We start from the raw sequence: 25,461 nt of genomic DNA on the forward strand, positions 1-25,461 counted from the left end.
CCCCCCGCCGCTGATCGAGGAGAACGAGGCGCTGCTCCGCGAGGAGGCCGGGCTCGACGACGACGCGGGCGAGCCGTTCAAGTCGGAGTTCAACCGCGAGGTCGGCAAGCGGTTCGGCCGGCTCACGGAGACGGAGGTGTCCTTCGACCGGCCGGACGTGCAGTTCACGATCGATCTGGCCGACGACGAGGTCGACGCGAAGGTGAACTCCACGTTCGTGTACGGTCGGTACCGGAAGCTGGAGCGCGACATCCCCCAGACCGAGTGGCCCTGCCGCGAGTGCAAGGGCTCCGGCCGACAGGGCGCGGACCCCTGCGATCACTGCGGCGGCTCCGGGTACCTCTACGACGACAGCGTCGAGGAGTACACCGCGCCCGTCGTCGAGGACGTGATGGACGGCACGGAGGCGACGTTCCACGGCGCGGGCCGCGAGGACGTGGACGCCCTGATGCTCGGCACCGGGCGCCCGTTCGTGATCGAGGTCGAGGAGCCGCGACGCCGCCGGGTCGACACCGACCGCCTCCAGAGCGACATCAACGCCTTCGCCGACGGCGCCGTGGAGGTCGAGGGGCTCCGGCTCGCGACCTACGACATGGTGGAGCGCGTGAAGGAACACGACGCGGCGAAGCGCTACCGCGCCGAGGTCGCCTTCGACGCCGACGTGGACGCCGACGCGCTCGCGGCCGCGATCGAGGAGCTGAAGGGGGCGACCGTCGAGCAGTACACCCCGAACCGCGTCGACCACCGGCGCGCGAGTATCACCCGCGAGCGCGACGTGTACGAAGCGACCGCCGAACTCGACGACCCGCGGCACGCGACCGTCGAGATCCGCGGCGCCGGTGGACTCTACATCAAGGAGCTGATCTCCGGCGACGAGGGGCGGACGGAGCCGAGCCTCGCCGGGCTGCTCGGCGTCGGCGCCGAGGTCACCGCCCTCGACGTGGTGGCCGTGGAGGGCGAGGACGAGCCGTTCGAGCGCGAAGATTTCTTCCGCGACTGACTGTCTCGCGCTCGGGACCAACGGGATTTATCAGACGCACGTCTGACGATAGGGTATGAACGGGAGCGACGCCGACGGTGGAGGCGGGAGCGGCGGAGCGGCGGACCCGGGAATCGACGGAACGGCCAATTCGAGAGACGTGAGCGCCGAAACCGCGGGAGTCGACGCCACGGTCGGCGAGCCGATCGTCGAGTCGGCCGTGGAAGAGGCGCTCGCGGCGGCGCCGACCGCGGCGGACGCGACGCTCGAAGGGGCCGACCGCGCTGCGCGTCCGGACCGCGTCTCCTCGGTCCTCGTCGCCGTCGGCCCCGGTCCGCACTCGGGGGCGACCGTCGACGCGGCGCGGGAGATCGCGGAGGCGACCGACGCGTGGCTCGAACTGTTCCACGTCGTCCCCACGGACGACGCGCTCGCGGACGGGTCGGCGGCGACGGACGGAACCGGCGCTGAGGGCGGCACAGGCGGATCCGAGTCCGGAGCCGACGCGAGCGCCGACTACGCCGCGACCGGCGAGCGACTCCTCGACGCCGCCCGCGACCGCCTCGGCGGGTTCGATCGGGCCGACCGCTGGCTGGTCGAAGACCGGTCGGCTGCGGGCGCGATCGTCGAGCAGTCGCCGTACTACGACCTCGTCGTCGTCGGCGCTCCCACCACTGGAACCGTCGGGCGCTTCGTGTTCGGCTCCACCACCGACACCGTGGTCGACGACGCCGAGGTCCCCGTGGTGGTCGTCGAGGCGGACGGAGACGCCGCGCTCGACGCCGCGTAGATCGCGGTTCTCTCACGACGGCTACGGATCCCGAACTCCCGAGGAAGCGTGCCGTCCGATCGACGTTCTCAGCAGTCACAACCGATATACAAGCATAAAGTGGCTATACCACGGAGCCCCCGGTATGGCCGACGAAGCGATCGACGACGTGGACAGGGCGATCCTGTACGCGTTACAGGAGGACGCTCGAAACACCTCGTCCGGGGACATCGCGGAGCGAACCGGCACGTCGGACAGCACCGTCCGCAAGCGCATCCAGCGCCTCGAGTCCGACGGGATCATCAAGGGGTACAGCGCCGAAGTCGATTACCAGCAGTCGGGGTACCCCCTCCGAATGTTACTCTACTGCACCGCCTCGATACCTGAACGCGGCGAGTTGCTCCCGGAGATCCTCGAGATCGACGGCGTCATCTCGGTCCAAGAGCTGGTCACCGGCGAACAGAATCTCCTCGTGACGGTGGTCGGCGAGTCGGACAACGACATCACGCCCGTCGCACAGGAGCTCCTCGACATGGGGCTCACCGTCGCCGACGAGGTCCTCGTCCGGAGCCACGAGACGACGCCGTTCGGCGAGTTCGACGCCGAGACCGACTCGTAGGCGACTCCTTCGACGCCGATCGACGTTTCTCGTCCGCCGATCGCCACCACCGACAGCTAATTATAATGTTCTTTAACGACATTCTTACGAACGATTTGTGAAGACAAGTAGATTTAATAGGCAATCTGTTCACTGAAGCGATAGAGACGACCGGTATCGGTTCGCCGACTCGCGTCGGCCGCCGAGAGCGGTCGAACGGACTGAACGATGGCAGGACGCACCTCGAAACCGACGGTCGGAGCGCTCCCGGACACGGCGGCGGAGTCGTCGCTCGTGCCCGTCGCACTCACGTGGCTCGCGTGGTCGCTGTTCGCCGCGAGCGTCGTGGCGCTCTTCGCCCGACTCCGATTCGGTTTCGCCCCGGAGATCACCGGTCTGGTCGCCGTCGACGGACTGACCGTCCTGCTGTGGGTGGTCGTCGCCTTCTTCGGCGGCATCGTCCACAGCTACTCGCGCCGCTACATGGCGGGAAGCGCCCACGAGACGAAATTTTTCCTCGCCGTGTTCGGCTTCGTGACAGTCGTGATGACCCTCGTCGCGGCCGACCACCTCGCCCTGTTCGGGCTCCTGTGGCTGGCGATGGGGCTCGTGATGGCGGAGCTAATCGGCGTCGTCGACGGGTGGGAGCAGGCGCGGGCGGCCGCGTCGGTCGCCCGGCGCTACTTCCTCGCGAGCAGCGCGCTCCTCGGCGTCGCGCTGGCGGCGCTCTGGCGGGCGACCGGCGCGACGACGGTCTCCGGTATCGCCGCGAACGCCGACGCCCTCGGGGGTCCCGCGTGGCTCGTCGCCGCCGTCGCGCTCGTGCTCGCGGCGATGATCCAGTCCGCGCTCGTCCCGTTCCACGGCTGGCTGCTCTCCTCGATGACCGCTCCCACCCCGGCGTCGGCGCTGATGCACGCTGGGTTCGTCAACGCGGGCGGCGTCCTCCTGCTCCGCTTCGCGCCCGTCGTCACCGTCGACGGCGGCCTCATGCTCGCGATCGTCGCGGTCGGCGCGACCAGCGCGCTGCTCGGGAAGCTTCTCAAGGCCACTCGCCCGGACGTGAAGAGCAAGCTGGCTTGCTCGACGGTGGGACAGATGGGATTCATGATCATGCAGGCCGGGCTCGGCTTCTTCGGAGCCGCGATCACACACCTGGTTCTGCACGGGTTCTACAAGGCCTACCACTTCCTCGGCGCGGGCGGGGAGGTCGAACGGAAGAGCCCGGGGAAGGCGACGAGCCACGCGACGGGCGTCGTCGACGTCGCCGTGACGCTGGCGACCGGACTGGCGGGCGGCGCGACCTTCGTCCTGCTGACGGGGAAGGGAGCGAGCGCCGACACCGGGCTCCTGCTCGCCCTGTTCGTGACGTTCACCACCCTTCACGCGGCGCGCGGCGCGGTCCGGAACGCGTCGCTTCCGGCGTCGATTCGTTACGGCGCGGTTCCCCTCGTGTTCCTTCCGGCCATCGCCCTGTACGCGCTCGTCTACAGGGGGATATCGGCCCTTCTGACCGAGGTTCCGGCCGTCACGGCGCCGACCGAGCTGAGCGCGCTCCACGTCCTCGTGGCCGCCGCCTTCCTCGCGACGTACGTCGCGATAGACACGGGAGTCCACGAGCGCAGCCGGCGGCTCTACGTCGCGCTCCTGAACGCGGGACAGCCGTCACCCGACACCCTGCTGACGAACGCGGAGGAGTACGATGACGGAGGAGTCCAATGAGCTCGAAATCCACCACCGAAGACGCGACCATCGAAGAGAGCATCGACAGCGCGGCGAAGACGGTCGGCTCGGTCTGGCCGATCCACTCGTTCGTGACCGCCAACCCCCTCTCGGGGTTCGAGGACGTGCCGTTCGGCGAGGCGGTGACGCAGGCGGCCGACCTGCTGGGCGGCCGCGGCTACCCGACCCGCGAGACGTTCCGCGCGGCGCTCGACGACGGCCGGATCGATCGCGAGACGCTCGACTCGGAACTCGCCGACCGCGGCTACGAGGCCGATCCGGAGACGCTTCTCGACCGCCTGCACACCGATACCGAGTCGGAGGAGCGGGATGACGGGGGCGACACCGACGCCGAACGAGTCGATCACGTGCTGACGAAGTGGCTGTCGGCCTTCCTCGACGAGGGCCACGCCAAGTGGTCGATGCCGAACCGCGACGAGGGGTTCTACGCCGCCTTCCGCGGGGTGGCCGCATACGACGGCGAGGTCCCCGACGGGGTCGCCAAGTCGCTTCCCGAAACCGCGACCGAGGCCATCGAGGCCGCCGTGGAGCCGTATCCGGAGAGTCAGTGGGTGCCCGTCTTCGAGGAGCAGTTGGCCGCGCTTCCGGGGTGGACCGGCCTCATCAAACAGCGCGCCGACGACGAGGGACCGTGGCAGTCGGCCCACCCGATCACGCTGGCGGAGTACCTCGCGGTCCGCCTCGCGCTCTGCGACGGGTTCGGCGTCGAGATCGAGCCGTCGATCGGCCCGGGTACCGCCGATATCGACCCGGCCGACGAGATCGCCGAAGCGTTCCTGAGCGCGTGGGAGGCGAGCTACCGGTCCGCGGTCGTCGACCGCGTCGCCGCCGAGAGCCGGTCGCTGGCCGATGAGCGGTCCTCGGCCGAGGGCGGATCGTCGGACCGCCCCGACGCGCAGCTGGTCTTCTGTATCGACACCCGCTCCGAGGTGATCCGTCGTCACATCGAGGCCACCGGCGACTACGACACCCACGGCTACGCCGGCTTCTTCGGGATCCCGATGGAGTACCGCGGGTACGACGCGGAGGCTCCGGTCGACGCCTGTCCGCCAATCGTCGACGCGCAGCACCGCGTCAGCGAGGTCCCGACTGACGGGGAGACGCGGGAACGTCACGACCGGTGGTCGGGCGTCCGCGAGGCCGCGGGCGAGGTCGTCAAGACGCTGAAGACGAACCCGGCGAGCGCCTTCGGCTTCGTCGAGAACGCCGGGAGCGGCTACGGGCTGGCGCTCGCCGCGCGCACGCTGGTTCCCGGCCGCGTTCGCGACCTGCTGGGCGTCGCCGACGACGCGGTGCCCGACGAGCGCGAGTTCTGTGACCAGATCGTCGGGCACCAGCACACCCACGCCGACGGGCTGCCGGTGGGGATGACCCGCGAGGAGCAGGTCGAGTACGCCGCGACCGCCTTCGAGCTGATGGGGTGGACGGAGTTCGCTCGCCTCGTCGTCTTCACCGGCCACGCCAGCGAGACCGCGAACAACCCCTACGACTCTAGCCTCGACTGCGGCGCGTGCGCCGGCAGCCCCGGAGGGCCGAACGCCCGCGTCCTGGCCGAGATCTGCGCCGACCCCGACGTGCGGGCGGCGCTGCGCGACCGCGGCTTCGAGATCCCCGAGGACACCGTCTTCCTCGCCGGCGAGCACAACACGACGACCGACGAGATCGAGATCTACGGGGACGCCCCCGAGAGCCACGCGGACGACCTCGAACGGCTGCGCGCCGACCTCGTCACCGCCCGCGAGAACGCGACCGCCGAGCGCGTCGAGTCGATGGGCGGCGACCCGTCGGGGAGCGTCGAGGACGCCGAGCGCCGCGCGTCCGACTGGGCCGAGACGCGCCCCGAGTGGGGGCTGGCCGGAAACGCCGGCTTCGTCGTCGGCCCCCGCGAACTGACGAGCGACCTCGACCTCGACAGCCGCGCGTTCCTCCACTCGTACGACTGGTCGACCGACCCCGACGGCGACGCGCTCGAAGCGATCCTCGCGGGACCGATGGTCGTCACCCAGTGGATCAACGCCCAGTACTACTTCTCGACCGTCGACAACGCGGTCTACGGCAGCGGGTCGAAGGTGACCCAGAACCCCGTCGGCAACGTCGGCGTCTACCAGGGCAACGGCGGCGACCTGATGACCGGACTCCCGCTCCAGTCGCTGATGGCCGATGCCGACGAGCCGTACCACCAGCCGCTCCGCCTCTCGACGGTGGTCCACGCGCCGGTCGAGCGCGTCACCGACGCCTTGGCCGACCACGAGGAGGTCACCCGGCTGCTGGACAACGACTGGCTCTCGCTGACGGTCGTCGACCCGACGCAGGACCACCGCGCGTTCGAGTACGAGCGCGACATGGAGTGGCGGCCGCTCTCCGAGTCGACGGCGACCGAGCCGTCCGCAACCGAGCCGGAGGCGCCGACCGCTCCCGAGCGCGAGCCCGCACCCGCGGCCGCTGACGACTGAGTCAGTCCCGCGGTTTCCCTTCCTCTTCACTTCCCTTCCTCTCCCCGCCTCGCCGTGTGCTATCAGTTCGCAGTCTGGCGACAGCGTTATACCGATGTACATACTTGTACATCACAACGCGAAACACTACATCGGTGTACACAATGAATATCAACGACACGGTCGAGCGCGTGACGGACGGGGCGGACCTGACGGTCGACGAGGCGCGCGAGGCCGCGCGGCTCGTCTTCGAGGAGGCGACCGAGGCGCAGATCGGCGCGCTGCTCGCCGCGCTCCGCGCGAAGGGGGAGACGGAGGCGGAGATCGCGGGGTTCGCGCAGGGGATGCGCGACGCCGCCCGGACGATCGAGCCCGACCGCCAGCCCCTCGTCGACACCTGCGGGACCGGCGGCGACGACTACGACACGATCAACGTCTCGACGACGGCCGCGATCGTCGCGGCGGGCGCGGGCGTGCCGATCGCCAAGCACGGCAACTACTCGGTGTCCTCCTCCTCCGGGAGCGCCGACGTGCTGGAGGTCGCGGGCGCCGACGTGGAGGCCGAGCCGCCGGCGGTCGAGGCGGCGATCGAACGGGACGGGATCGGGTTCATGCTCGCGCCTGTCTTCCACCCGGCGATGAAGGCCGTCATCGGCCCGCGCAAAGAGCTCGGGATGCGGACGATCTTCAACGTGCTCGGCCCGCTCACCAACCCCGCCGGCGCCGACGCGCAGGTGCTCGGCGTGTACGACCCGGAGCTGGTCCCCCTCATCGCGCGGTCGCTCGCGCACATGCCCGTCGAGCACGCCCTCGTGGTCCACGGCGCGGGGATGGACGAGATCGGGATCCACGAGGAAACGGTCGCCGCCGAGGTCGACGGCGACGAGGTGCGGGAGTTCACGATCGCGCCCGAGGACCTGGGCCTCGACCGCGCCCCGATCGAAGCCGTCGCGGGCGGGACGCCCGAGGAGAACGCGGCCGACCTGCGGGGGATCGTCGACGGCTCCGTGACGGGCCCCAAACGCGACCTGATCCTGGCGAACGCGGGCGCCGCGATCTACGTCGCCGGCGAGGCCGACACGCTCGCGGCGGGCGTCGAGCGCGCGGCCGAGGCGATCGACTCCGGCGCGGCCGCGGCGAAGTTCGCGGCGCTGTGCGGGGACGGCGAAACGGTCGAGGGAGACGTGGAGACGACCGCCGCCCCGGAGGACGACGACTGATGGCCCGGGTGAAGATCTGCGGGCTGACCCGGGGCGCCGACCTCCGGGCCGCGGTCGACGCTGGTGCCGACGCGGTGGGCGTCATCTCCGAGGTCCCGGTCGACTCCCCCCGCGAGGTCGACCCGGCGACGGCGGCGGAGCTGTTCGCGGACGTGCCGCCGTTCGTCACCGCGACGCTCGTCACCATGCCCGACTCCGCCGAGCGCGCGGTCGAGCTCCTGCGGACGGTCACCCCGGACGCCGTCCAGCTCCACGGCGAGTGGACCCCCGACGAGATCCGGTACATCCGCGCGGAGACGGAGCGGAAGGTCCTGCTCGCGGTCGACGCCGACGACCCGGCGCGTGCCGAGGAGTTCGATCGGGTCGCCGACGCGCTCGTGATCGACTCGACCGACGACTCCGGCGCCGGCGGCACCGGCGAGACTCACGACTGGGAGCGGGCCGGCGACCTCGCCGACCGACTCACCTCGCCGGTGGTTCTCGCCGGCGGCCTCACGGCCGACAACGTCGACGAGGCGGTCCGGGCCGCCGACCCCTTCGCGGTCGACGTGGCCTCCGGCGTCGAACTCACCGACGGACGCAAGGACCACAACGCGGTGGCCCGCTTCGTGGCGAACGCGGGCCGGGAGATGGAGCTCGCATGACCGATCCGGAAACCTCGCTCGACCGCTCGAAGGCCGAGTTCGTCGACCTCGCGGCCGACGCCGAGAAGCCGGTCGTGGTCCGCGCGTCCGCGTCGCTCGACGCCGACGTGACCCCGCTCGCGGCGTACGCGACGCTGGTCGGCGAGGGGCCGTACGGGTTCCTCTTGGAGTCCGGCGAGAAGGTCGCCTCCAGCGACCCCGACGGCGCGTTCACCGCCGACGGCGACGCCGACAAACATGCCCGGTACTCGTTCGTCGGCTACGACCCCGAAGCGATCGTCTCGGTCCACCCCGACCGGACCGACGTGACCCGATTGGGTCCGGCGGCGGAATTCGTGGGGGAGGGCGCGAGTTCGGAGTCCGATCTGGGACCCGACGCCATCGACCGGATCCGCGCAGCCTTTCCGGACGTGAGCCTGCGCGGCTTCCCGGACACCGACCGGCAGATACTCTCCGGCGGCTTCGTCGGATTCCTCGCCTACGAGGCGGTTTACGACCTCTGGCTGGAGGAGGTCGGCGTTGACCGCCCCGAGACCGAGTTCCCCGACGCCGAGTTCGCGTTAACGACCCGCACTGTCGTCTTCGACGACAAGGAGGGGACCGTCGAACTCGTCTTCACCCCCGTCGTCGGCGTCGACGACGACCCCGCGGCCGTCTACGACGACCTCGTCGCCGAGGCGGAGCGCGTGGGAGAGGAGCTTCGCGAGGCCGCGCCGTCGGAGCCGGACGGGATCCGCGTGGACGACGAGTCCGCCGACCCCCGCGAGGCGTACGAGGAGGCGGTGCGGACCGCCAAGCAACGCGTCCTCGACGGCGACATTTATCAGGGCGTGATCTCGCGGAGCCGCGAGCTCCGGGGCGAGGTCGACTCGCTGGGGCTGTACGCGGCGCTGCGCGAGGTGAACCCCTCGCCGTACATGTACGTCTTGCGCCACGACGACCGGAGTATCGTCGGCGCGAGCCCGGAGACGCTGGTGTCGGTGCAGGGCGACCGGATCGTCTCGAACCCGATCGCCGGCACCTGTCCCCGCGGGACGAGCCCGGTCGAGGACCGCCGGCTCGCCGGCGAGATGCTCGCGGACGGGAAGGAGCGCGCCGAGCACACGATGTTAGTCGACCTCGCGCGCAACGACGTGCGGCGCGTCTCGGAGGCGGGCTCCGTCCGCGTCGAGGAGTTCATGAACGTGCTGAAGTACAGCCACGTCCAGCACATCGAGTCGACCGTGACGGGGACGCTGGCGGCCGACGCCGACGCCTTCGACGCGACGCGCGCGACGTTCCCTGCCGGCACGCTCACGGGCGCTCCGAAGGTGCGCGCGATGGAGATCATCGAGGAGTTGGAGACGACCCCGCGGGAGGCGTACGGCGGCGGCGTCGGCTACTACGCGTGGACCGGCGACGCCGACTTCGCCATCGTGATCCGGACCGCGACGCTCGACGAGTCGCCGCCGGGTGCGAGCGGTCCGGACGAGACCGCGGTCACGGTCCGGGCGGGCGCCGGGCTCGTCGCCGACTCCGACCCGGCCGCCGAGTACGAGGAGACCGAGCAGAAGATGGACGGCGTGTTGACCGCGATCGATCGGATCCGAGAGGGCGGAGACGCCGGTGAGGACGACTTCGTCTCCGACGCCGCGGACGACCCCCTCCCCGCCGGCACGGAGGTCGACGAATGAACGTCGTCGTCGTCGACAACTTCGACTCGTTCACCTACAACCTCGTCGAGTACGTCTCCGACCAGCCGCTCGATGGAGAAGAGGGGCCGATCGACGTCGAGGTGTTCAAGAACACCGCGTCGCTGGCGGCGATCCGCGACGCCGACCCGGACGCGATCCTCATCAGCCCCGGCCCCGGCCACCCGAAGAACGAGCGCGACGTGGGCGTGACGATGGACGTGTTGCGCGACCTCTCCCCGGAGGTCCCGACGCTCGGCGTCTGTCTCGGCCTCGAAGCCGCCGTCTATGAGTACGGGGGCGCGGTCGGCCACGCGCCCGAGCCGATCCACGGCAAGGCGTTCCCCGTCGACCACGACGGCGAGGGCGTGTTCGCCGGGCTCGATCAGGGGTTCCGCGCCGGCCGCTACCACTCGCTGGCCGCCACCGAGGTCCCCGACGCCTTCGAGGTGACCGCGACCACGGACCACGAGGGCGAGGAGATCGTGATGGGGATCCGCGGCCGCGAGCACCCGATCGAGGCGGTGCAGTTCCACCCGGAGAGCGTGTTGACTGCGTCCGGCCACGACCTGATCCGGAACTTCCTCACGTCTGTGTAACCGGCTCTGTTGGCTCTGTTGGCTCTGTTGGCTCTGTTGAAATCCCCTTTTCAAACGTATTTTTGTCCGAAACGGTTGTTCGCTACAAACTGCTTCTTGATCGATGACGGGAGTAAATATTGCAGATCGTCGGTGACAAGAGCGTATTTAAATGGTTGTGAGCAAGGGCGACGGTTACTTATAAAGAGATGCGCGGTGGCGCGCCCCGGTGAGCGGCCCGAAGGGTCGCGAACCGACGGTGCGAGGGAGTCGGTCGCCCGGAGCAACGCGGAGGGCGACCGACGAGGCTGGGGAGGCGTGAGGTGCCGTGCAGTTGCGGGCGGGTGGGATTCAAAGGGGCAGCCGGCGAGGCGGACGCAGGCGACGTAAGCACCGCAACGAGGAGCGGTAGCGACCGAGTGAGGAGCGCAGCGAGCGTGCGTCCGCCTCGCCGGCTGGGGCTTTGGCGGTGTTCACCGCAGAGTCCTCGATCGTTTATAAACAGCCGACAGTAACACCACTCGATCGCTGATAAACCACCACACTCGCGTCGTGCTATACTCACTCCCGCTATCAATCGCTGCTCTGTCTGGATCGACCGCAACGAGGGCAACACGAATCACCGAGTAACAGACCATTTAAAAGAGACACCGGAGGATCCGCAGCTACGTGGGCCTCACTCCGATGCTCCGTCCGTCGAGTTCTCGGTCTCGTCACCCCGTTCCGGCTCCTCCCCGCCGCCGCTGTCTTCCGCCTTCACCTCGGTGACGGTCTCGTCGACGCCCCGTCCGGCGAGTCCGACAAGGTGGCCGATTTCGGGGAGGATGATCTCGTCGACGCCGAGCCGGACCGCGTTCTCGGAGCCGGGCAGACAGAAGACCGGCGTGGCGGCGACGACCCCCGCGATCGCCCGCGAGCCGATCGTGCGCGTCCCGATCTCTTCGTAGGAGAGGCGCCGGAACAGCTCGCCGAACCCGGGGAGCGTCTTGGCGAACAGGCCGTTGACGGCTTCCGGAGTCACGTCGTCGGGCGTCACCCCGGTTCCGCCGGTGGTCACGACCGCGTCGGTGTCCTTCCGGCGCGCGAGCCGGTCGACGGTCCCCTGCACGCTGTCGTACTCGTCGGGGACCAGCTCTCTTACAGCGACCTCGTGGCCGGCCTCTTCGAACGCCGAGACGACGTACTCGCCGGAGGGATCGTCGTTCATCGACCGCGAGGAGGACACCGTCACGACCGCGACCGCGACGGAGTCGGCGTCGTGGTGGTGATGGTCGTGATCTTCGCCGTGACTGTGGTCGTGCGCGTCGGCCTCTTCTCCGTGGTCGTGCGCGTCGCTCATGAGACCACGTCTCTCGGCGACGGTGAAAACACCTCTCCGACGCGGCGGTCTGTCCGCGGCCGGCGGTCCCTACTCAGGGCCAGTCGTCGCGCGAGGTATCCTGCGGGGCTTCTTCGGCCGGCTCGTCCGTCGCGAGCGTCCAGCCCGCGGCCTCAGCCGCGTCCTCGACGTGGAGGAACTCCCAGTCGGTCGCCTCGGCGAGCGCCTCGTCCTCCTCGTCGACGCCGACGAACACGTGTCGATCCGTGTCGAACTGCTGAGCGATGTTCTCCAAGCTCTCCTCGACGCCGCGCGGCCCCGAGAAGAAGTCCTGGCGCACGCGGTGCTTGCGGGTGAAGTTCGTGACGACGTAGGTCGGCTTCTCGCTGACGACGCCGACGTACTCCGTCCACTGTCGGGCGTTGTTGAACACGGCGTTGGGGTCCGCGAGGGCCTTCAACGCCTCCAGCTCGAACGCCAGCGTCATATCGGTAGATCCGCCACTGTCCATGGATCGGTGTTCTCGCGGCGGACGAAAACAACTTCGCTTCCGCGACCGCTTCAGCGCGCGCGGACCTCGTAGTAATCGGTGAACTTCACCACGTCGCCGTCGTCGAGGTCGTCGGCCTCCGGCGCCGTCTGCGGTCGCCCCGCGAGCTCGCGGACGGTCACCTGCGTCTCCTCATCGAGTTCGTCGTAGTGGCGGACCCGCGCGTCGGACGGGACTACTCCGGTACGTCGGAGCCGCATGCTCTTGTTCGTCTCTCGTAGTGACATATGCTACCATACATCATTATCGATCATAAATGTTGTGGCGGCCGTCCGCCGAACGAGAACTACCGGACCGCACGCGGCAGCGTGAGCGTCACGACGGTTCCGCGGGGCTCGGCGTCGCGGGCGGTCGCCGACCCGCCCGACTGCTGGACCACCCAGTACACGAGCCACAGGCCGAGGCCGCTCCCGTGATACAACGCCTCCACGGCCTGTCCGGTCTCCAGTACGTCCCGGTTCATGTCGGTCAGTCCGGGGCCGTCGTCCGCGATCCGAACCTCGATCGCGTCCGTTTTCGACTCCACCGTGACCTCGACCATCGGTCGCTCCCGGTCGTGGTGTTCGACCGCGTTCCGGATCAGCTCATCGAGCGCGCGGTCGATCCACGTCGTCGCCGAGGCAATGGCCTCGCGGTCGTCCGGCGTCGAGACCGATAGCTCCGCCGCCGGGAACTCCGTCTTGGCGACCGATCTGAGCTGTTCGACGACTCGGCCGACGTCGATCGGTTCGCGTTCGGGGGCGTCGCCGAGGATCTCGGTGATGTGGTGGGACTTCTCGCTCGTCGAGAGGAGCGCGTTGGCACGGGAGACGATGTCCGAGGCGGCCTCGGAGCGATCCGCGGAGGCGTCGACGCCGGGACCCGTCTCCTCCGGGCCGAGTTCCGCGATCTGTTCCGCGCGACCCCGGATCACCGTCAGCGCGTTCCGGAGATTGTGCTGGAGCACCCGGTCGACGACCCGGAGCTGTCGCGCGCGGCTCTCACTGTCGGTCACGTCTCGCAAGACGCCGACGACGCCGGCGAACCCGCCGTCGCTCTCGACGGGGTTCACGAGGGGGTAGTATCGAACGTCGAGCGTCCGCTTCCCCCGGTCCGCGTGGACCCGCGTCGTTCGGTACTCGACGCTCCGACCGTCGAGGGTGCGGTCGACGTGGCCTCGAACGTCGTCGTACTGCCCGTCGTCCACGACATCCTCGAGGGTGAGTTCGGAGACGTCGTCGCCGGTGCCGATCCCGTGGTACGCCCGGTACTGCCGGTTCGCGAAGAGAAACCGTCCCTCGCGGTCAACGGCCGCGATGAGATCGGTGGCGCCGTCGACCGCGCGCTCGTACCGTTCCAGCTCCGCCTCGCGCGCCTTGATCTCGGTGACGTCGCGGCAGACCGCGAACGTCCCTCGCAGCTCGCCGTCGCCGTCGTAGTAGGGGTACCGCTGCGCGCTGAACGTCGCCTCGCGATCGCTCTGTGAGAAATCCGGAGAGACTTCGTACCCGACGGCCGCCTCCGTTTCGAGCACCGACTGGCGGTGCTCTTCGATCTCGGCGGCCGTCTCGTGGTCCATGAACGCAAACTCGTCGCTCCCGTACAGCGCTTCCGGACGCATCCCGGTGAACTCGCTGACCGCGTCGTTGAGTAGTTCGATCTCGCCGTCGAGATTCTGCAGCAGGACCGGATCGTCGATCTGCTCGACGATGTCGCGGTACTGCTTCAGCCGCCCCATCGCCGCCTTCCGTTCGCTGATGTCGATCTGTATCGCGATGAACCGCGAAACCTCTCCCTGTTCGTCCGTCACGGGGGCGATCGTCTGATGGGCGTGATAGTGGCTCCCGTCTTTCCGCTGATCGACGATCTCCTCCTCCCACACGTCGCCGGCCATGAGCGTCGCCCACAGCGACTCGTAGTACTCGTCCGACATCTCACCGGACTTGAGTATCGCCGGAGTCTCGCCGATCGCGTCGCTGGGCTCGTATCCGGTGTGATCGGTGAACGCGGGGTTGACGTACTGAATCGTCCCGCTCGTGTCGGTCACGTAGACGGCGTGGCCCGCGTGTTCGACGAGGTTGCGGAAGGGGTTCCGCTCGCGGCCGCCGACCGCCTCGGTGTCGTCACGGAACACGCCGGTGTACACGGGTCCGGCCGTCGACGCGTCGGCGGCGCGTGCGTGCTCGTGGAACCGCACCGAGAACGTCGTCGATCCCCCGTCCGCGCGGGACACCGGAAATACGACGCTGCTGGCGTCTTCGAGGTCATCGAGGGCCTCGAACCGTCCGCGGAGCCGCCGCACCCGCTCCTCGGACGCGTCGGCGGCGATCAGGGACGCGAGGCGACGACCGCGGAGGTCGTCGGGGGCGTACCCGAGAACCGACTCGGTCGCCGGGTTCGCGTGAACGATCCGTCCTTGGTCGTCGATCGAGAGTATCGGATCTGAACACCCCTCGACGAACGATCGGAAGAATCCGTCTTCCGGTGTCGGCTGGCTATCCCTGGAGGATCCACGAGACATCTGAGAGAAGGGAGGAGACACAGCCGGGAAAGGCTGCTGGACGACCGGCGATGCCGGCTCGCGACGCCGCGACCGCCGTTACTGCTCGGTCATCGCCGTGAGGTCGTCGACGGCGAAGCCGGGCTCCATGAGGAGCTGCTTCTGATCGCTCACGTCGCGGCCCTCGCGCATCAGCTGTTTGAACGCCGACTGCGGCGAGAGGTCGCCGATGAGCACGCCGCCGACGACCTTGCCATTTTTAAGGGCGACGCGACGCCACTCGCCCTCGGCCGTGGTGGCCTCGACCGAGTCGTCGCCGAGCGTCGGGTGACCGAACGAGAGGAACGGGAAGTCGAAGTGGGTAATCGAGTACGAGGAGACCCACTCGAACTCCTCGCTGCCGTACTCGAGCATGTTCCGGGCGGCGATGGTCCCCTGCTCCTTCGCCGAGCCCCACGAGCCGTTCTTCGCCTGCTCGCCCAAGATCAGGTCGTTGAACGTGGTGATGTCGCCCGCGGCGTACACGTTGTCGACGTTGGTTCGCATGAACTCGTCGACGACGATGCCGTCCTCGGTCTTTAGCGGCGTGTCCTCGACGAGCTCGGTGTTGAAGTCTAGCCCGATGGCGACGCCGGCGAAGTCGCACTCGTAGCGCTCGCCGTTCGGGTCGACCGCGGCCTCGACGTGGCCGTCGTCGTCGACCTCGAAGTGGTCGACCCCGGAATCGAAGACGGGCTCGACGCCGCGCTCGCGCATCGCGTCGTGCATGATCTCTGCACCCTCCTCGGAGAGTGCGTAACGCCACCAGCAGTCGCCGCGCATCAGGTACTTCGCCTCGACATCCTGCGCGCCGCAGATAGCCGCGAAGTCGATGCCGAGGAGGCCGGCACCGACGATGACTGCCTGTTCGGCGTCTTCGACGCTCTCCTTGATGTTGCGAGCGTCTTGGAACGTCCAGAAGTGGTGAATGCCGTCAGCGTCGGCGTTGCCGACCGGAAGCTGCTGGGGGGTGCCGCCGACCGCGAGGAGGAGGGAGTCGTACTCGAACGTCTCGCCCTCGTGGGTGTGGACCGCGTCGTTCTCGATGTCGATGTCGACGACGACCGTGTTGAGCCGGAGATCGACGTCGTGGTCGTCGTACCACGATTCCTGATGGATTGAGATCGGGGCCTCGGGGAGCTTCCCCTTCGCGTACTCCTTGATCAGGATCCGGTTGTAGAGGGACTCCCCCTCGTCGGTGAGAACCGTGATCTCGGCGTCGGGCGCTTCCTCGCGGAGCGTCTCGGCCGCGGACGCGCCCGCGATACCATCACCGATGATCACGTACGAATCGCTCATACGCGGGCGTTCGGATTCATGGTTAATGTGGGTTGTCATCCGCGTCCGAGACCGTGCGAATCCCACGCAAAGCCGGCTCGACGGGGTGATCGACGGCCACTCGACACGGTCGGGACGCCACACATTCAAGAGCGTCCCGGCCCAACCACAGGTATGAAGATCCGGCAGAACATCCGTCACTGGGCCGCCAAGAAGGCGTTGACGACGCCGGTCGTCGGCGACGTGGCGAACGACAAGCTCGTCGACCTCCACACGAGCATCTTCCTCAACAAGGCCGACGAGGACCGTCGCGAGGAGCGCCGGGACCACCTCGACAGCTTCTTCGACGCGACGATGGACACCTACGTCGCCGCCCTAGAGGCCGGCTTCCCGGAGGCCGAGGCCCGCGAGATCACCCACGTGCAGGCCAACTTCGACTTCTTCAACCACGGCTGGACGGAGATGATGGAGATCCCGGGCGACGAACTGGAGCCGCACTACCGGCGCTACGAGTCCTTCTTCGGCGACCACGGGATCACGATCGACGACCCGCTCGGCGAGTTCCGGCCTGCAGAGGGCGTCGTCGACGCCCCCGAGACCCCCGAGAAGCTGGAGACGGCGGAGTACGAGAACGCGCTGGCCGGCTTCGCCGACGACGTGTACGTCGAGACCGACGACGGGGAGACGGTCGTCGGCGGCGACCGCGAGGAGCCGGACGAGGTCGACCCGTCCGCCGCGCCGGGGCTCGACGAGGACGAGGCGAGCGCCTGACCGGGGATCCGCGGCGCGCCGAGGGGCTCACGTTTATGAGTCGGCAGCGTGACCGGCCGACATGAACCGCGGGCAATCGTTTCTCCTCCTCCTCATCGGTGCGGTCGCGCTCCTGACGCTCTTCGTCATCAGCCCCTTCATCGAGTACGTCATCGCCTCCGCGATCCTCGCGTACGTCCTCTACCCGTTTCACGTGCGTCTCTCGCGTCGGCTCCGGCTGGCGCTCGCCGACCGGGTTCGCGAATCGGTGTCGCGCCGGCTGGGGAACATGCTGTCCGCGCTCCTCTTGATCCTCTCGTCGATCGTCGCCGTCATCCTGCCGCTCGCGTACATCTCGTGGGTGTTCGTCCGCGACCTCTCGGAGATCGCGCGGGGGAACACCGACGTCGACGTCGCGGCCATCGAGGCGGAGATCGCGGCGCTCACCGGCGAGCAGGTCGAGGTCGGTGAGGTGCTGGCGACGGCCGGACAGGTGCTCGCCAACACGCTGTTCGGCGGCGTCGGCGGGATCGTCACCACCGCGATCCGCGCGTCGGTCGGGCTCTCGCTGGCGCTGTTCTTAGTCTACTACACGCTGCTCGACGGGCCGGCGTTCGTGCGGTGGATCCGCCAGACGAGCCCGCTCCCGTCGAACGTCACGGCGGACCTCGTCGACCGCGTCGACGCGATGACCCGTGGGGTCGTGATCGGCCACATCGTCGTGGCGCTGCTGCAGGCGCTGGTCGCCGGCGTCGGGCTCTGGGCCGCCGGGATCCCCAACGTCGTCTTCTGGACCTTCGTGATGGCGGTGTTGGCGCTGGTACCGTTGGTTGGAGCGTTCTTCGTCTGGGGACCGGCGGCGGCGTACCTCGTCGCGGTCGATCAGGTGACCGCGGGGGTGTTGCTCGCGCTGTACGGCGTGTTCGTCATCGCGATGGTGGACAACTACGCGCGACCGATGATCATCGACCAGCAGGCCCACCTGAACCCGGCCGTGATCCTGCTCGGGGTGTTCGGCGGGATCTACTCCGTCGGGTTCACCGGACTGTTCGTCGGCCCGATCGTCATCGGCGTGCTCGCGGCCACGCTGGAGACGTTCCGAGAGGATTACGACGTGATCTAGGCGCGGGTCGTACGTGACTGAGCGACGCGCGGAGGTCGTGACCGAGAGACGTGCGGAGGTCGTTTTAAACCGCTCGCGCGCGTATCTCGGCTCATGTCCACCTCCGCCGGCGCGCCCCTTCCGGACCGGCGCGACGCCCTGCTCGTCGTCGCCGCCGCAGTCGCGGTCAACCTGATCGGCGCGATCGGGGTTCCCTTCACCGCCACCGAGAGCGCGTGGTTCGCCGGGCTCGACCTGCCCGCCTACTACCCGCCGAGCTGGGCGTTCGGCGTCGTGTGGCCGGTCCTGTACGCGCTGATCGGCGCCGCGGCCGCGCTCGTCTACCTCGGCGGTCGCGAGGGGGAGGGGCGCGCCGGCGGAGCGGCGCGGCTCGCCCGCGACGCCCGGATCGCGCTCGTCCTGTTCGGCGTCCAGCTCGTCGTCAACGTCGCGTGGTCGCCCGTCTTCTGGGGGCTCGAACGCCCCGATCTCGGGCTCGTCGTCCTCGGGCTCCTGCTCCCGCTCGTGGTCGCGACGATCGCCGCGTTCGACCGGGTCGACCGGCGGGCAGCCCTCCTGCTCGTCCCGTACCTCGCGTGGAACTGCTTCGCGACCGCGCTCAACTACGGGATCTGGGCGCTGAACTGACGGACCGGTTACTCTCCGCGGTCCCCGCTTTCTCTCCCCTCCCCGCTCTCTCCGCGGCCCTCACTCTCTTTCCTCCCCGAGCCGCGACGCGGTGAACTCCCGTTCCACCGGGTCGAGGTCGCGGTCGCCGTCGCGGAAGGCGCGCAGGCCCGCGCGGTACCGCTCGTCCCCGATATCGCTCCCCGCCGCCGGCTCGGTCGCCGGGCGTTCAAGCACTAGCTCGGCGATCCCAGTCTGCTCGCCCGTGTACGCGAAGCCGCATTTCGAGAGCGCAGCGTAGGCGAACGGGTTGTTGACCGCGATCTTCACCCGGTCGTACCCGTCGGCCGCGAGCAGCGAGACGGTCCGATCGACGAGTTGCGGACCGAGCCCCTCCCCGCGGCGCGCGACGTGAACGGTGACGTACCGGAGCCGACAGCAGTCGGGGTCGGTCCGGTCGGGCGAGAAGGAGACCGCGGCCACCACGTCGTCGTCGAACTCGCTCGCCTCGACGGTCGGCGGGAGGGGCTCGTCCGGCTCCCACTCCGGCACCGCCGGCGAGCCGTCCGGGGTCCGCAAGGCCGCCTTGCCCGGCCCGCCGACGACGAACTTGCCGGCGTAGGCGAACGCCCGGTAGTCGAGCCGCAGCGTCGCCCCCGAGCCCGGGCCGCCGAGGAACGCGTACTCCATGGCGGACGGTACGGCCCGCCCGAATAAATGAACGGGGGTCGGCGCGCGACCGGTTTTTAAGTTCCGTCGCCGCCGATCGCCCCCATGTACGGCCTCGGCGACGTTCGCTTCTTCGACCGGATCGCCCCGCTGTACGACCGCGTCATGCCCCCGGCCGACGGCGAGGCGCTGGCCGCGGGACTCGCTCACGCGACGCGTCCGATCGACCGACTGATCGACGTGGGCGGTGGCTCCGGGCGCGCCGCGGCCGCGCTGACCGGTCCCGACATCACCGTCGTCGACGCCTCCCTCGGAATGTTGACGCGCGCTCGGAACCACCGCGGGCTCTCGGGCGTCGCCGGGGACGCGGGACGGCTCCCGTTCCGCGACGAGTCGGTCGACGCCGCGACGGTCGTCGACGCGTTCCACCACCTCCCGGACCAGGCGGCCGCGATCGGGGAGGCCGCGCGCGTGCTCGCTCCCGGCGGCGCGCTCGTGATCCGGGAGTTCGACCCGACGCACCCGCTCGGCAGAGCGCTCGTCGCGAGCGAGCACGCGATCGGAATGGAGTCGCGGTTCCGTTCGCCCGCCGACCTCGTCGCCGAACTCGCCGATGCCGGGTTCGACCCGCGGATCGTCGACCGCGGGTTCGCCTACACGGTCGCCGGCGTGCGGGAGTGAGAGTCGGTTCCGATCCGGCCTCGCAAATCTGTCCGGTGACGGGGACGCCGACGCGACCCTCGTCGGAGCCGACGGTAACACGAGCCTCGACTGACAGGGTTATCGGGGCTCCGCCGCAACCCGCGATCGAATGGACGACAGATCCACGCGGACCTCCAGACGATCGGTGTTGGCCTCGGCAGGCGCGGCGCTCGCGGCGACGGCCGGCTGTCTCGGGTCGACCGACAGCGGCGGCGACGAGCCGGCGGCGTACACGACGCCCGCGGCCGCCGAGTTCGACGGCGTCGTCGACAGCCAGTGGCTCGAATCGAACCTCGACGACGTGCACCTGCTCGACGCGCGCGACGAGGAGGCGTTCGGCGAGAGCCGGATCCCCGGCGCGTACCACTTCCCGGACTCCGAGATGCTGGACAGCTACGCCGAGGAGACCGAAGACGGGTTCGAGGTCTCCCCCGAGGCGATCGCGTGGACGCTCTCGGAGGCGGGGATCGAGCGCGGCGACGACGTGGTGGTGTACGGCGCGGAGGCGAACCTCTGGGAGACGTACGCGATATACACGCTCAACGCCCTCGGCCACGAGGGGCAGGTGAGCCTGCTCGACGGCGGGTTCACGGTCTGGGACGCCGCCGGCGGCGAGACCGTCTCGGAGGCGCCCGAGGCGCAGGAGGCCACCTACGAGCCCGAACTGGACACCGGCGTGGTGGCGACGCGGGAGTTCGTCGCCGAGAACGTCGACGAGGGCGGCGCCGCAATTCCGATCCTCGACATGCGCTCGCCCGCGGAGTACCGGGGCGAAGACCAGCGCGGCGACCTCGACCGGTTCGGCCACGTCACCGGCGCGACCAACCTCAACTTCGTCCAGAGCATCGACGACGAGGCCGGGCGGCTCCGGACTCCCGAGGAGTTAGAGACGCTGTGGATCGACGACGCCGGCCTCTCGCCCGACGAGACGGCGGTCGCCTACTGCCAGACCGCGATCCGCGCGTCGGTCGGCTGGTTCGTCCTCGATCAGTTCGGCTTCGAGGACGTGCGCAACTACGAGGGGAGCTGGGCCGACTGGGGCACGCTCTCTGAGGACGAGGGGTACTACTACACCACCGGCGAGGACACCGGAACGATCGTCGACACGTTCGCGTAAGGCGGGGTCGTCGGCGGTGTTTGTGCCTATTTGTTAGCCGGAGGTGGACTGAAATGGCCGTTCGCTGAAGATTGCTTCGTGACTAATAACTGTGATTTAATATGTTCGGACGAAACGGGGTCACCATGCCCTCCCTGAAGCGCGGTTATATCGTTGCGGCGTTGGTGCTGATTGGCGTCTGTGGACTCGCGTATTCGATAGTCATGGCCCGAGTCCTAATCGGAGCGGGATTCCTGCTTTCAGCGCTCGTCGTCGCGGTGCTGGTGTACTACGGCGACGCCGAACGCCACACGCTCACCCGCGCTACGATCGCTGTCACAGTTGTCTACGGCGTCTTCACAGTCCAACTGCTGCCGGCTGTCGTCGCCGCCTGTGTCGTCTACCTCTCCGCGTGGCTCACCGGACCTGACAGTCCGTTCGACGCACCCGACACGGAGATATTCCCGGTTAGACAGACGACTACTGAGAAGTCGGAAGACGCTGACTGACTGCCCGGATAACTTGTTCAGATCGGTCCACTATCGTTCTGTACTGACCGAAACCAGACCGATTGAATCACCGCCCAACGTTCCCTCAAAAAGGTCCGCTCAGACCTCCGCGTCAGTCGTGCGAGTGACTGTGCGCGCCGTGATCGTGGGCGGCGCCGTCGCCCTCGTCGTCGTGGGTATGGTCCTGCTCGCCCGAGTCCGTCTCGCCGAGCACCTCCGCACCCTCCCCGTCGATCATATCCATATTCTTGAGGTTATCCCGCTCTTCGAAGTCCTCGACGGCCTCCATCACGTCCTCCTGCGTGATCGTCATCCGGTCCTCCGTGAGCGCGCCGAGGACGGCCTCGCGGAGCACCATCCGGAGGTCCGATCCCGTGAGCCCGCTCGTCCGGTCGGCGACCTCGTCGGGGTCGAAGTCGGCGATCTTCATCTCGCGGGTGACGACCCGGAGGATGTCCGCGCGCATGTCGCGGTCGGGCTTGGGGAAGTTGACGATCTCGTCGAAGCGGCGCCACGCGGCCGCGTCGAGCTGGTCCGGGTGGTTGGTCGCGCCGATGAGGAGGACCTCGTCGCGCACGAGCGACACCTCGTCGATCGACTTGAGGAGGGTGTTGACCGCGCGCTTTAACGCGGCGTGCTCGTCGGAGCGCCGCGTCTTCGCCACCGAGTCGAACTCGTCGATGAAGAGGATACACGGCGAGAGCCGCTTGGCGACCTCGAAGGTCTTCTCGACGTTCTTGGCTGTCTCGCCGAGGTACTGGCTGGTGATCATCGACATCTTCACCTCGACGAGGGGGATGCCGAGCTCGTGGGCGAGCGCTCGCGAGACGGTCGTCTTGCCGGTCCCCGGCGGACCCACGAACAGGAGCTTCCCGATCTCGCGGAGCCCGATGCTCGCGAGGTACTCGCGGTGCTCGATGGCCTTGACGATCTTCTGTATCTCGCCCTCCTGGTCGCCCGTGAGCACGAGGTCGGCGAGCGTCGTCTCGATCTCCTCGGGGGCCTGCACGTTGACGAGGTCGAGCATCTCGCCGTCCTCGTCCTCGTCGAAGTACTCCTCCAGCAGGGCGTCGATCCAGACGCGGTCTGCCTGGATCGGCCGGACGCTGTCGCGCGCGTCCTCGTGAGTCACGGGCGCGTCGAGGTCCTCCGCGAGCTCGAGCGCGGCGACGATCGTCGGGTTCTCGGCGATCCGATCGTCGGTGGCGTGGTCGCGGTACCACTCCAGCGCCATCGCCGGCTGGGTCAGCGAGATCTCGCCGGAGAACTCCGTCCGTTGGGTGAAGAGCAGGTCGGAGACGGCGTCCCACGGGTGGTCGACACCCGTCGCGGTGCGGGTCGTCTCGCTCGTCGCCTTGAGCGGCCGCTCGACGCCGCCCGGTGCGTCGTCGGCGGCGTCGTCGGACCAGAACACCTGCCGGAAGCGCGGCGGCAGGTCGTTCTCGTCGAGGTCGCGGTTCTCGGTGTAGAGGTGCGTCGTCAACACGAACTCGACGACGTCGAGCGCCGGGTCACTCATCCGCGCGACGTAGCCGCGGGACGCGGTTAAGCGCGTCGGACCGCGGCCGCGAACGGCGGCGGAGGGACGCCGCAGGGGGATGCGACCCGCCGATTCACCTGCCGATCGCGCGGACGCCGTATCGAACGCTTATTAGCCCTGGTGATCGACCTACTTGGCATGAGCTCCGAGGACGCGGCCGCGGCCGGCGGTTCCGCCGGTCAGGCCGACCCCGACGCGGACCACGAGAACGCGCTGCAGGACGTGATCGCCGTCGACCCCGACGACGTCGAGCAGGGGACGGTGAACCGGCTCGATGCCCACACCGGCGACGGGATCCGCCACCGGGCGTTCACCTGCCTCGTGTACGACACCGACGACCGGATCCTGCTGGCCCAGCGCGCGCCCAACAAGCGGCTCTGGGACGCCCACTGGGACGGGACGGTCGCCTCTCACCCGGTCGAGGGACAGTCGCAGGAGGACGCGACCGAACAGCGCCTGGAGGAGGAGCTGGGGATCACCCCGGACCAGTACGCGGACCTCCGGGTGACGGACAAGTTCGAGTACAAGCGCTACTACCCCAACGAGGGCGTCGAGTGGGAGGTCTGCTCGGTGCTGAAGGTGACCCTCGACGACGCCTCGCTCGATCCCGACGAGGACGAAATCGGCGGGATGCTGTGGGTCGACTACGAGCACCTCCACGAGAACCCGTCCCTGTACCGGCAGCTCCGTCTGTGTCCGTGGTTCGAGATCGCGATGCGACGCGACTTTTCCTGAACGGCCCCCGAGCGGCGGACCGTTCGTTTCCGAGAGCGCGACCGGAGCGACCGAAGCGGCGACTTGAAGGCGCGCGGGCGACTCAGTTCGAGACATGACTGTCGTCGCCGTGCTTGCGAAGCCGCCCCGCGAGGGGCTCGTCGCGACCGGGATCGCGGAGTCGACGCCGCTTTCGACCGCTGAGGCCGCCGACTTGTACGAGGCGCTGTTCCGCGACGCCGTCCTCGCGGTCGACCGCTCCGGCGGCGAGCTCCTCGTGAACTTCCCCGTGGACGACGACCTCCCCGCCGAGCACCGCACCGACACGAGCCCCGAGGCCGAGCTGCGCACGCTCGTCGCCGACACCCTCGGCGGCACCGAGGAGGTCCGATTCGAGCGACAGGTTGGGTCGTCGTTCGGCGCGCGCGCCGGCAACACCGTCACCCACCTGCTCCGCGAGGAGAACGCCGACTCCGTCGCTATCGTCACCCCGCAGGCGCCGCTGCTCTCGCGGACCGTCATCGACTCGGCCGCGATGAAGCTCCGAACGAACGAGGTCGTCCTCGGTCCCTCCACCCGCGGGCGCATCTACTTCGCCGGCTTCACCGCGCCGATCGATTTCGACGGGGCGTTCGAGGCCCCGAGCCTCCCGACGCTGGCGGCCCGCGGCGCGGATGCCGACCTCGACGTGGAGTTCCTGGCGTCGTCCCCCTCGATGGTCGACGGCGACGACCTGCTCGACGCCGTCCCCGTCCTCCGCGCCCGGTTCGCCGCCGAGCGCGTCGTCCCCGACTACACCGCCGCGTTCGTCCACGAACACGGGCTGGACGTGGTCGTCGAGGACGGAGACGCGCGGGTCATCCGCGACTGACACGCCGACCCGGCGTTCGAGACGAACGCGGCTCGAAACCCCGAGCAGCGCGGCTCGAAACCCGGAAAAGGCTCGGCCGCCTACGACTGGTAATGACCGACGAAAAGGAGAGCACGTTCCTCGTCACGCACGTCGAGAGCGACTCCGCGGTGCTGAAAGACGTCCACGACGGACAGGTGCACACGCTGAGCTCGAACCCCGGGCTCGCGGTCGACGACGCCGTGGAGGCGACCGTCGCCCCTGACCCGCCGATGGAGGTCACGTATCAGGTCGTCGAGGTCGCCGAGCGCCGGTCCCTCTCGATCGAGGAGAGCGACGAGCCCCCGACCGTCCACGAGCGCGAGCTCGCGGCCGAGACGGAGACCGGCGAACTCGCCCGCGAGGAACGCGCTGGCGTCGGCGAGATCCACGTGTTAACGCCGCCGGAGGAGGACACCGCGGACGCGGTCGCGGACGTGATCGACGACCGCGAGGCGACGCTCTCGCGGGCGGCCCGGCTCGGCGTGAACCGCGTCGAGGTCCGGTCGGAACCGGGCGTGGTCAGCGTGCGGTACATGCCCTGAGCGCGGTACTGGAACCGAGCC

General features: G+C 69.0%; 25 protein-coding genes. 18 read left to right on the forward strand and 7 right to left on the reverse strand.

Annotated elements, in window-relative coordinates:
- From ACP96_RS14485 to trpG, 9 genes are all read left to right on the forward strand, one after another.
- Positions 1 to 1,000, forward strand: a 1,000-nt coding sequence (locus ACP96_RS14485; RefSeq protein ID WP_050033845.1) for a tRNA pseudouridine(54/55) synthase Pus10, incomplete at its 5' end; no start/stop codon positions are given.
- A gap of 55 nt (positions 1,001 to 1,055) precedes the next feature.
- A complete protein-coding gene (locus ACP96_RS14490) occupies positions 1,056 to 1,769 on the forward strand; it encodes a universal stress protein (protein WP_050033846.1) in 714 nt (237 codons plus the stop codon).
- A gap of 124 nt (positions 1,770 to 1,893) precedes the next feature.
- Complete coding sequence (locus ACP96_RS14495; RefSeq protein WP_050027198.1) at positions 1,894 to 2,367, forward strand: Lrp/AsnC family transcriptional regulator; 474 nt, start codon at positions 1,894 to 1,896, stop codon at positions 2,365 to 2,367.
- A gap of 207 nt (positions 2,368 to 2,574) precedes the next feature.
- Entirely contained in the window at positions 2,575 to 4,068 is a 1,494-nt protein-coding gene (locus ACP96_RS14500; protein ID WP_050033847.1) for a proton-conducting transporter transmembrane domain-containing protein, read from the forward strand.
- Positions 4,065 to 6,542, forward strand: a complete 2,478-nt coding sequence (locus tag ACP96_RS14505; protein ID WP_050033848.1) for a DUF2309 domain-containing protein — start codon at positions 4,065 to 4,067, stop codon at positions 6,540 to 6,542. The genes ACP96_RS14500 and ACP96_RS14505 overlap by 4 nt, the downstream gene beginning before the upstream one ends.
- Before the next feature lie 143 nt (positions 6,543 to 6,685).
- Complete coding sequence (trpD, locus tag ACP96_RS14510) at positions 6,686 to 7,741, forward strand: anthranilate phosphoribosyltransferase (RefSeq protein WP_050033849.1); 1,056 nt, start codon at positions 6,686 to 6,688, stop codon at positions 7,739 to 7,741.
- Entirely contained in the window at positions 7,741 to 8,385 is a 645-nt protein-coding gene (locus ACP96_RS14515; RefSeq protein ID WP_050033850.1) for a phosphoribosylanthranilate isomerase, read from the forward strand. Before trpD ends, ACP96_RS14515 begins: the two co-directional genes overlap by 1 nt.
- Positions 8,382 to 10,058, forward strand: a complete 1,677-nt coding sequence (trpE, locus tag ACP96_RS14520; RefSeq protein ID WP_050033851.1) for an anthranilate synthase component I — start codon at positions 8,382 to 8,384, stop codon at positions 10,056 to 10,058. The genes ACP96_RS14515 and trpE overlap by 4 nt, the downstream gene beginning before the upstream one ends.
- Positions 10,055 to 10,654, forward strand: coding sequence for an anthranilate synthase component II (gene trpG / locus ACP96_RS14525; RefSeq protein WP_050033852.1), 600 nt, complete (start codon positions 10,055 to 10,057; stop codon positions 10,652 to 10,654). The genes trpE and trpG overlap by 4 nt, the downstream gene beginning before the upstream one ends.
- A 655-nt stretch (positions 10,655 to 11,309) precedes the next feature.
- Here trpG and ACP96_RS14530 read toward each other — a convergent pair.
- From ACP96_RS14530 to ACP96_RS14550, 5 genes are all read right to left on the reverse strand, one after another.
- Positions 11,310 to 11,972 carry a MogA/MoaB family molybdenum cofactor biosynthesis protein gene (locus ACP96_RS14530; protein ID WP_050033853.1) on the reverse strand — a complete coding sequence of 221 codons (663 nt, stop codon included), beginning with the start codon at positions 11,970 to 11,972 and terminating at the stop codon, positions 11,310 to 11,312.
- Between the two features lie 73 nt (positions 11,973 to 12,045).
- Complete coding sequence (locus ACP96_RS14535; RefSeq protein WP_050033854.1) at positions 12,046 to 12,462, reverse strand: DUF7124 domain-containing protein; 417 nt, start codon at positions 12,460 to 12,462, stop codon at positions 12,046 to 12,048.
- Positions 12,463 to 12,512: 50 nt separating this feature from the next.
- Positions 12,513 to 12,728, reverse strand: coding sequence for a hypothetical protein (locus ACP96_RS14540; protein WP_237561678.1), 216 nt, complete (start codon positions 12,726 to 12,728; stop codon positions 12,513 to 12,515).
- Between the two features lie 59 nt (positions 12,729 to 12,787).
- Complete coding sequence (locus ACP96_RS14545) at positions 12,788 to 15,001, reverse strand: PAS domain S-box protein (RefSeq protein ID WP_050033855.1); 2,214 nt, start codon at positions 14,999 to 15,001, stop codon at positions 12,788 to 12,790.
- A 78-nt stretch (positions 15,002 to 15,079) separates the two neighbouring features.
- A complete protein-coding gene (locus ACP96_RS14550; protein ID WP_050033856.1) occupies positions 15,080 to 16,318 on the reverse strand; it encodes an NAD(P)/FAD-dependent oxidoreductase in 1,239 nt (412 codons plus the stop codon).
- Positions 16,319 to 16,471: 153 nt separating this feature from the next.
- Here ACP96_RS14550 and ACP96_RS14555 point away from each other — a divergent pair, with 153 nt between their 5' ends.
- From ACP96_RS14555 to ACP96_RS14565, 3 genes are all read left to right on the forward strand, one after another.
- Positions 16,472 to 17,068, forward strand: coding sequence for a DUF6149 family protein (locus ACP96_RS14555; RefSeq protein WP_050023540.1), 597 nt, complete (start codon positions 16,472 to 16,474; stop codon positions 17,066 to 17,068).
- 61 nt (positions 17,069 to 17,129) lie between these two features.
- Positions 17,130 to 18,170, forward strand: coding sequence for an AI-2E family transporter (locus tag ACP96_RS14560; RefSeq protein ID WP_050033857.1), 1,041 nt, complete (start codon positions 17,130 to 17,132; stop codon positions 18,168 to 18,170).
- A 93-nt stretch (positions 18,171 to 18,263) separates the two neighbouring features.
- On the forward strand, positions 18,264 to 18,797 hold the full coding sequence (locus ACP96_RS14565; protein WP_050033858.1) for a TspO/MBR family protein: 534 nt from the start codon (positions 18,264 to 18,266) through the stop codon (positions 18,795 to 18,797).
- A gap of 60 nt (positions 18,798 to 18,857) precedes the next feature.
- Here the strand turns inward: ACP96_RS14565 and ACP96_RS14570 are convergent, their stop codons facing one another.
- A complete protein-coding gene (locus ACP96_RS14570) occupies positions 18,858 to 19,466 on the reverse strand; it encodes a GNAT family N-acetyltransferase (protein WP_050023542.1) in 609 nt (202 codons plus the stop codon).
- Positions 19,467 to 19,550: 84 nt separating this feature from the next.
- Here ACP96_RS14570 and ACP96_RS14575 point away from each other — a divergent pair, with 84 nt between their 5' ends.
- The 3 genes from ACP96_RS14575 to ACP96_RS14585 all read left to right on the forward strand — a co-directional run bounded on the left by ACP96_RS14575 (position 19,551) and on the right by ACP96_RS14585 (position 21,752).
- Positions 19,551 to 20,126, forward strand: a complete 576-nt coding sequence (locus tag ACP96_RS14575) for a class I SAM-dependent methyltransferase (RefSeq protein WP_050033859.1) — start codon at positions 19,551 to 19,553, stop codon at positions 20,124 to 20,126.
- A gap of 130 nt (positions 20,127 to 20,256) precedes the next feature.
- The gene (locus ACP96_RS14580) at positions 20,257 to 21,264 is read left to right on the forward strand and encodes a sulfurtransferase (protein ID WP_237561679.1); all 1,008 of its coding nucleotides are present in this window, start codon (positions 20,257 to 20,259) and stop codon (positions 21,262 to 21,264) included.
- A gap of 125 nt (positions 21,265 to 21,389) precedes the next feature.
- Entirely contained in the window at positions 21,390 to 21,752 is a 363-nt protein-coding gene (locus ACP96_RS14585; protein WP_050033860.1) for a hypothetical protein, read from the forward strand.
- 112 nt (positions 21,753 to 21,864) lie between these two features.
- Here ACP96_RS14585 and ACP96_RS14590 read toward each other — a convergent pair whose 3' ends face one another.
- Positions 21,865 to 23,271 carry an ATP-binding protein gene (locus ACP96_RS14590; RefSeq protein ID WP_050033861.1) on the reverse strand — a complete coding sequence of 469 codons (1,407 nt, stop codon included), beginning with the start codon at positions 23,269 to 23,271 and terminating at the stop codon, positions 21,865 to 21,867.
- A 159-nt stretch (positions 23,272 to 23,430) separates the two neighbouring features.
- Here ACP96_RS14590 and ACP96_RS14595 point away from each other — a divergent pair, with 159 nt between their 5' ends.
- From ACP96_RS14595 to ACP96_RS14605, 3 genes are all read left to right on the forward strand, one after another.
- Positions 23,431 to 24,027 carry an NUDIX hydrolase gene (locus ACP96_RS14595; RefSeq protein ID WP_050033862.1) on the forward strand — a complete coding sequence of 199 codons (597 nt, stop codon included), beginning with the start codon at positions 23,431 to 23,433 and terminating at the stop codon, positions 24,025 to 24,027.
- Between the two features lie 94 nt (positions 24,028 to 24,121).
- Positions 24,122 to 24,877, forward strand: coding sequence for a DUF2064 domain-containing protein (locus tag ACP96_RS14600; RefSeq protein ID WP_050033863.1), 756 nt, complete (start codon positions 24,122 to 24,124; stop codon positions 24,875 to 24,877).
- A 92-nt stretch (positions 24,878 to 24,969) separates the two neighbouring features.
- Positions 24,970 to 25,440 (forward strand): DUF5812 family protein, encoded by a 471-nt coding sequence (locus ACP96_RS14605; RefSeq protein ID WP_050033864.1) that lies wholly within the window; start codon positions 24,970 to 24,972, stop codon positions 25,438 to 25,440.
- Positions 25,441 to 25,461 lie beyond the last annotated feature (21 nt).

The sequence above is a fragment of the Halorubrum halophilum genome (assembly GCF_000739595.1).
GTDB classification, from domain to species: domain Archaea; phylum Halobacteriota; class Halobacteria; order Halobacteriales; family Haloferacaceae; genus Halorubrum; species Halorubrum halophilum.

Excerpts from the sequence above, each read along its gene's own strand:
- ACP96_RS14595 (WP_050033862.1), top strand. The coding sequence starts at position 23,431 with ATGAGCTCCGAGGACGCGGCCGCGGCCGGCGGTTCCGCCGGTCAGGCC.
- ACP96_RS14550 (WP_050033856.1), bottom strand. The coding sequence starts at position 16,318 with ATGAGCGATTCGTACGTGATCATCGGTGATGGTATCGCGGGCGCGTCC.
- ACP96_RS14575 (WP_050033859.1), top strand. The coding sequence starts at position 19,551 with ATGTACGGCCTCGGCGACGTTCGCTTCTTCGACCGGATCGCCCCGCTG.
- ACP96_RS14490 (WP_050033846.1), top strand. The coding sequence starts at position 1,056 with ATGAACGGGAGCGACGCCGACGGTGGAGGCGGGAGCGGCGGAGCGGCG.
- ACP96_RS14495 (WP_050027198.1), top strand. The coding sequence starts at position 1,894 with ATGGCCGACGAAGCGATCGACGACGTGGACAGGGCGATCCTGTACGCG.
- ACP96_RS14515 (WP_050033850.1), top strand. The coding sequence starts at position 7,741 with ATGGCCCGGGTGAAGATCTGCGGGCTGACCCGGGGCGCCGACCTCCGG.
- ACP96_RS14530 (WP_050033853.1), bottom strand. The coding sequence starts at position 11,972 with ATGAGCGACGCGCACGACCACGGAGAAGAGGCCGACGCGCACGACCAC.
- ACP96_RS14540 (WP_237561678.1), bottom strand. The coding sequence starts at position 12,728 with ATGTCACTACGAGAGACGAACAAGAGCATGCGGCTCCGACGTACCGGA.
- trpE (WP_050033851.1), top strand. The coding sequence starts at position 8,382 with ATGACCGATCCGGAAACCTCGCTCGACCGCTCGAAGGCCGAGTTCGTC.
- ACP96_RS14505 (WP_050033848.1), top strand. The coding sequence starts at position 4,065 with ATGAGCTCGAAATCCACCACCGAAGACGCGACCATCGAAGAGAGCATC.
- ACP96_RS14590 (WP_050033861.1), bottom strand. The coding sequence starts at position 23,271 with ATGAGTGACCCGGCGCTCGACGTCGTCGAGTTCGTGTTGACGACGCAC.
- ACP96_RS14580 (WP_237561679.1), top strand. The coding sequence starts at position 20,257 with ATGGACGACAGATCCACGCGGACCTCCAGACGATCGGTGTTGGCCTCG.
- ACP96_RS14545 (WP_050033855.1), bottom strand. The coding sequence starts at position 15,001 with ATGTCTCGTGGATCCTCCAGGGATAGCCAGCCGACACCGGAAGACGGA.
- ACP96_RS14535 (WP_050033854.1), bottom strand. The coding sequence starts at position 12,462 with ATGGACAGTGGCGGATCTACCGATATGACGCTGGCGTTCGAGCTGGAG.
- ACP96_RS14570 (WP_050023542.1), bottom strand. The coding sequence starts at position 19,466 with ATGGAGTACGCGTTCCTCGGCGGCCCGGGCTCGGGGGCGACGCTGCGG.
- ACP96_RS14560 (WP_050033857.1), top strand. The coding sequence starts at position 17,130 with ATGAACCGCGGGCAATCGTTTCTCCTCCTCCTCATCGGTGCGGTCGCG.
- ACP96_RS14555 (WP_050023540.1), top strand. The coding sequence starts at position 16,472 with ATGAAGATCCGGCAGAACATCCGTCACTGGGCCGCCAAGAAGGCGTTG.
- trpD (WP_050033849.1), top strand. The coding sequence starts at position 6,686 with ATGAATATCAACGACACGGTCGAGCGCGTGACGGACGGGGCGGACCTG.
- trpG (WP_050033852.1), top strand. The coding sequence starts at position 10,055 with ATGAACGTCGTCGTCGTCGACAACTTCGACTCGTTCACCTACAACCTC.
- ACP96_RS14500 (WP_050033847.1), top strand. The coding sequence starts at position 2,575 with ATGGCAGGACGCACCTCGAAACCGACGGTCGGAGCGCTCCCGGACACG.
- ACP96_RS14565 (WP_050033858.1), top strand. The coding sequence starts at position 18,264 with ATGTCCACCTCCGCCGGCGCGCCCCTTCCGGACCGGCGCGACGCCCTG.
- ACP96_RS14600 (WP_050033863.1), top strand. The coding sequence starts at position 24,122 with ATGACTGTCGTCGCCGTGCTTGCGAAGCCGCCCCGCGAGGGGCTCGTC.
- ACP96_RS14605 (WP_050033864.1), top strand. The coding sequence starts at position 24,970 with ATGACCGACGAAAAGGAGAGCACGTTCCTCGTCACGCACGTCGAGAGC.
- ACP96_RS14585 (WP_050033860.1), top strand. The coding sequence starts at position 21,390 with ATGCCCTCCCTGAAGCGCGGTTATATCGTTGCGGCGTTGGTGCTGATT.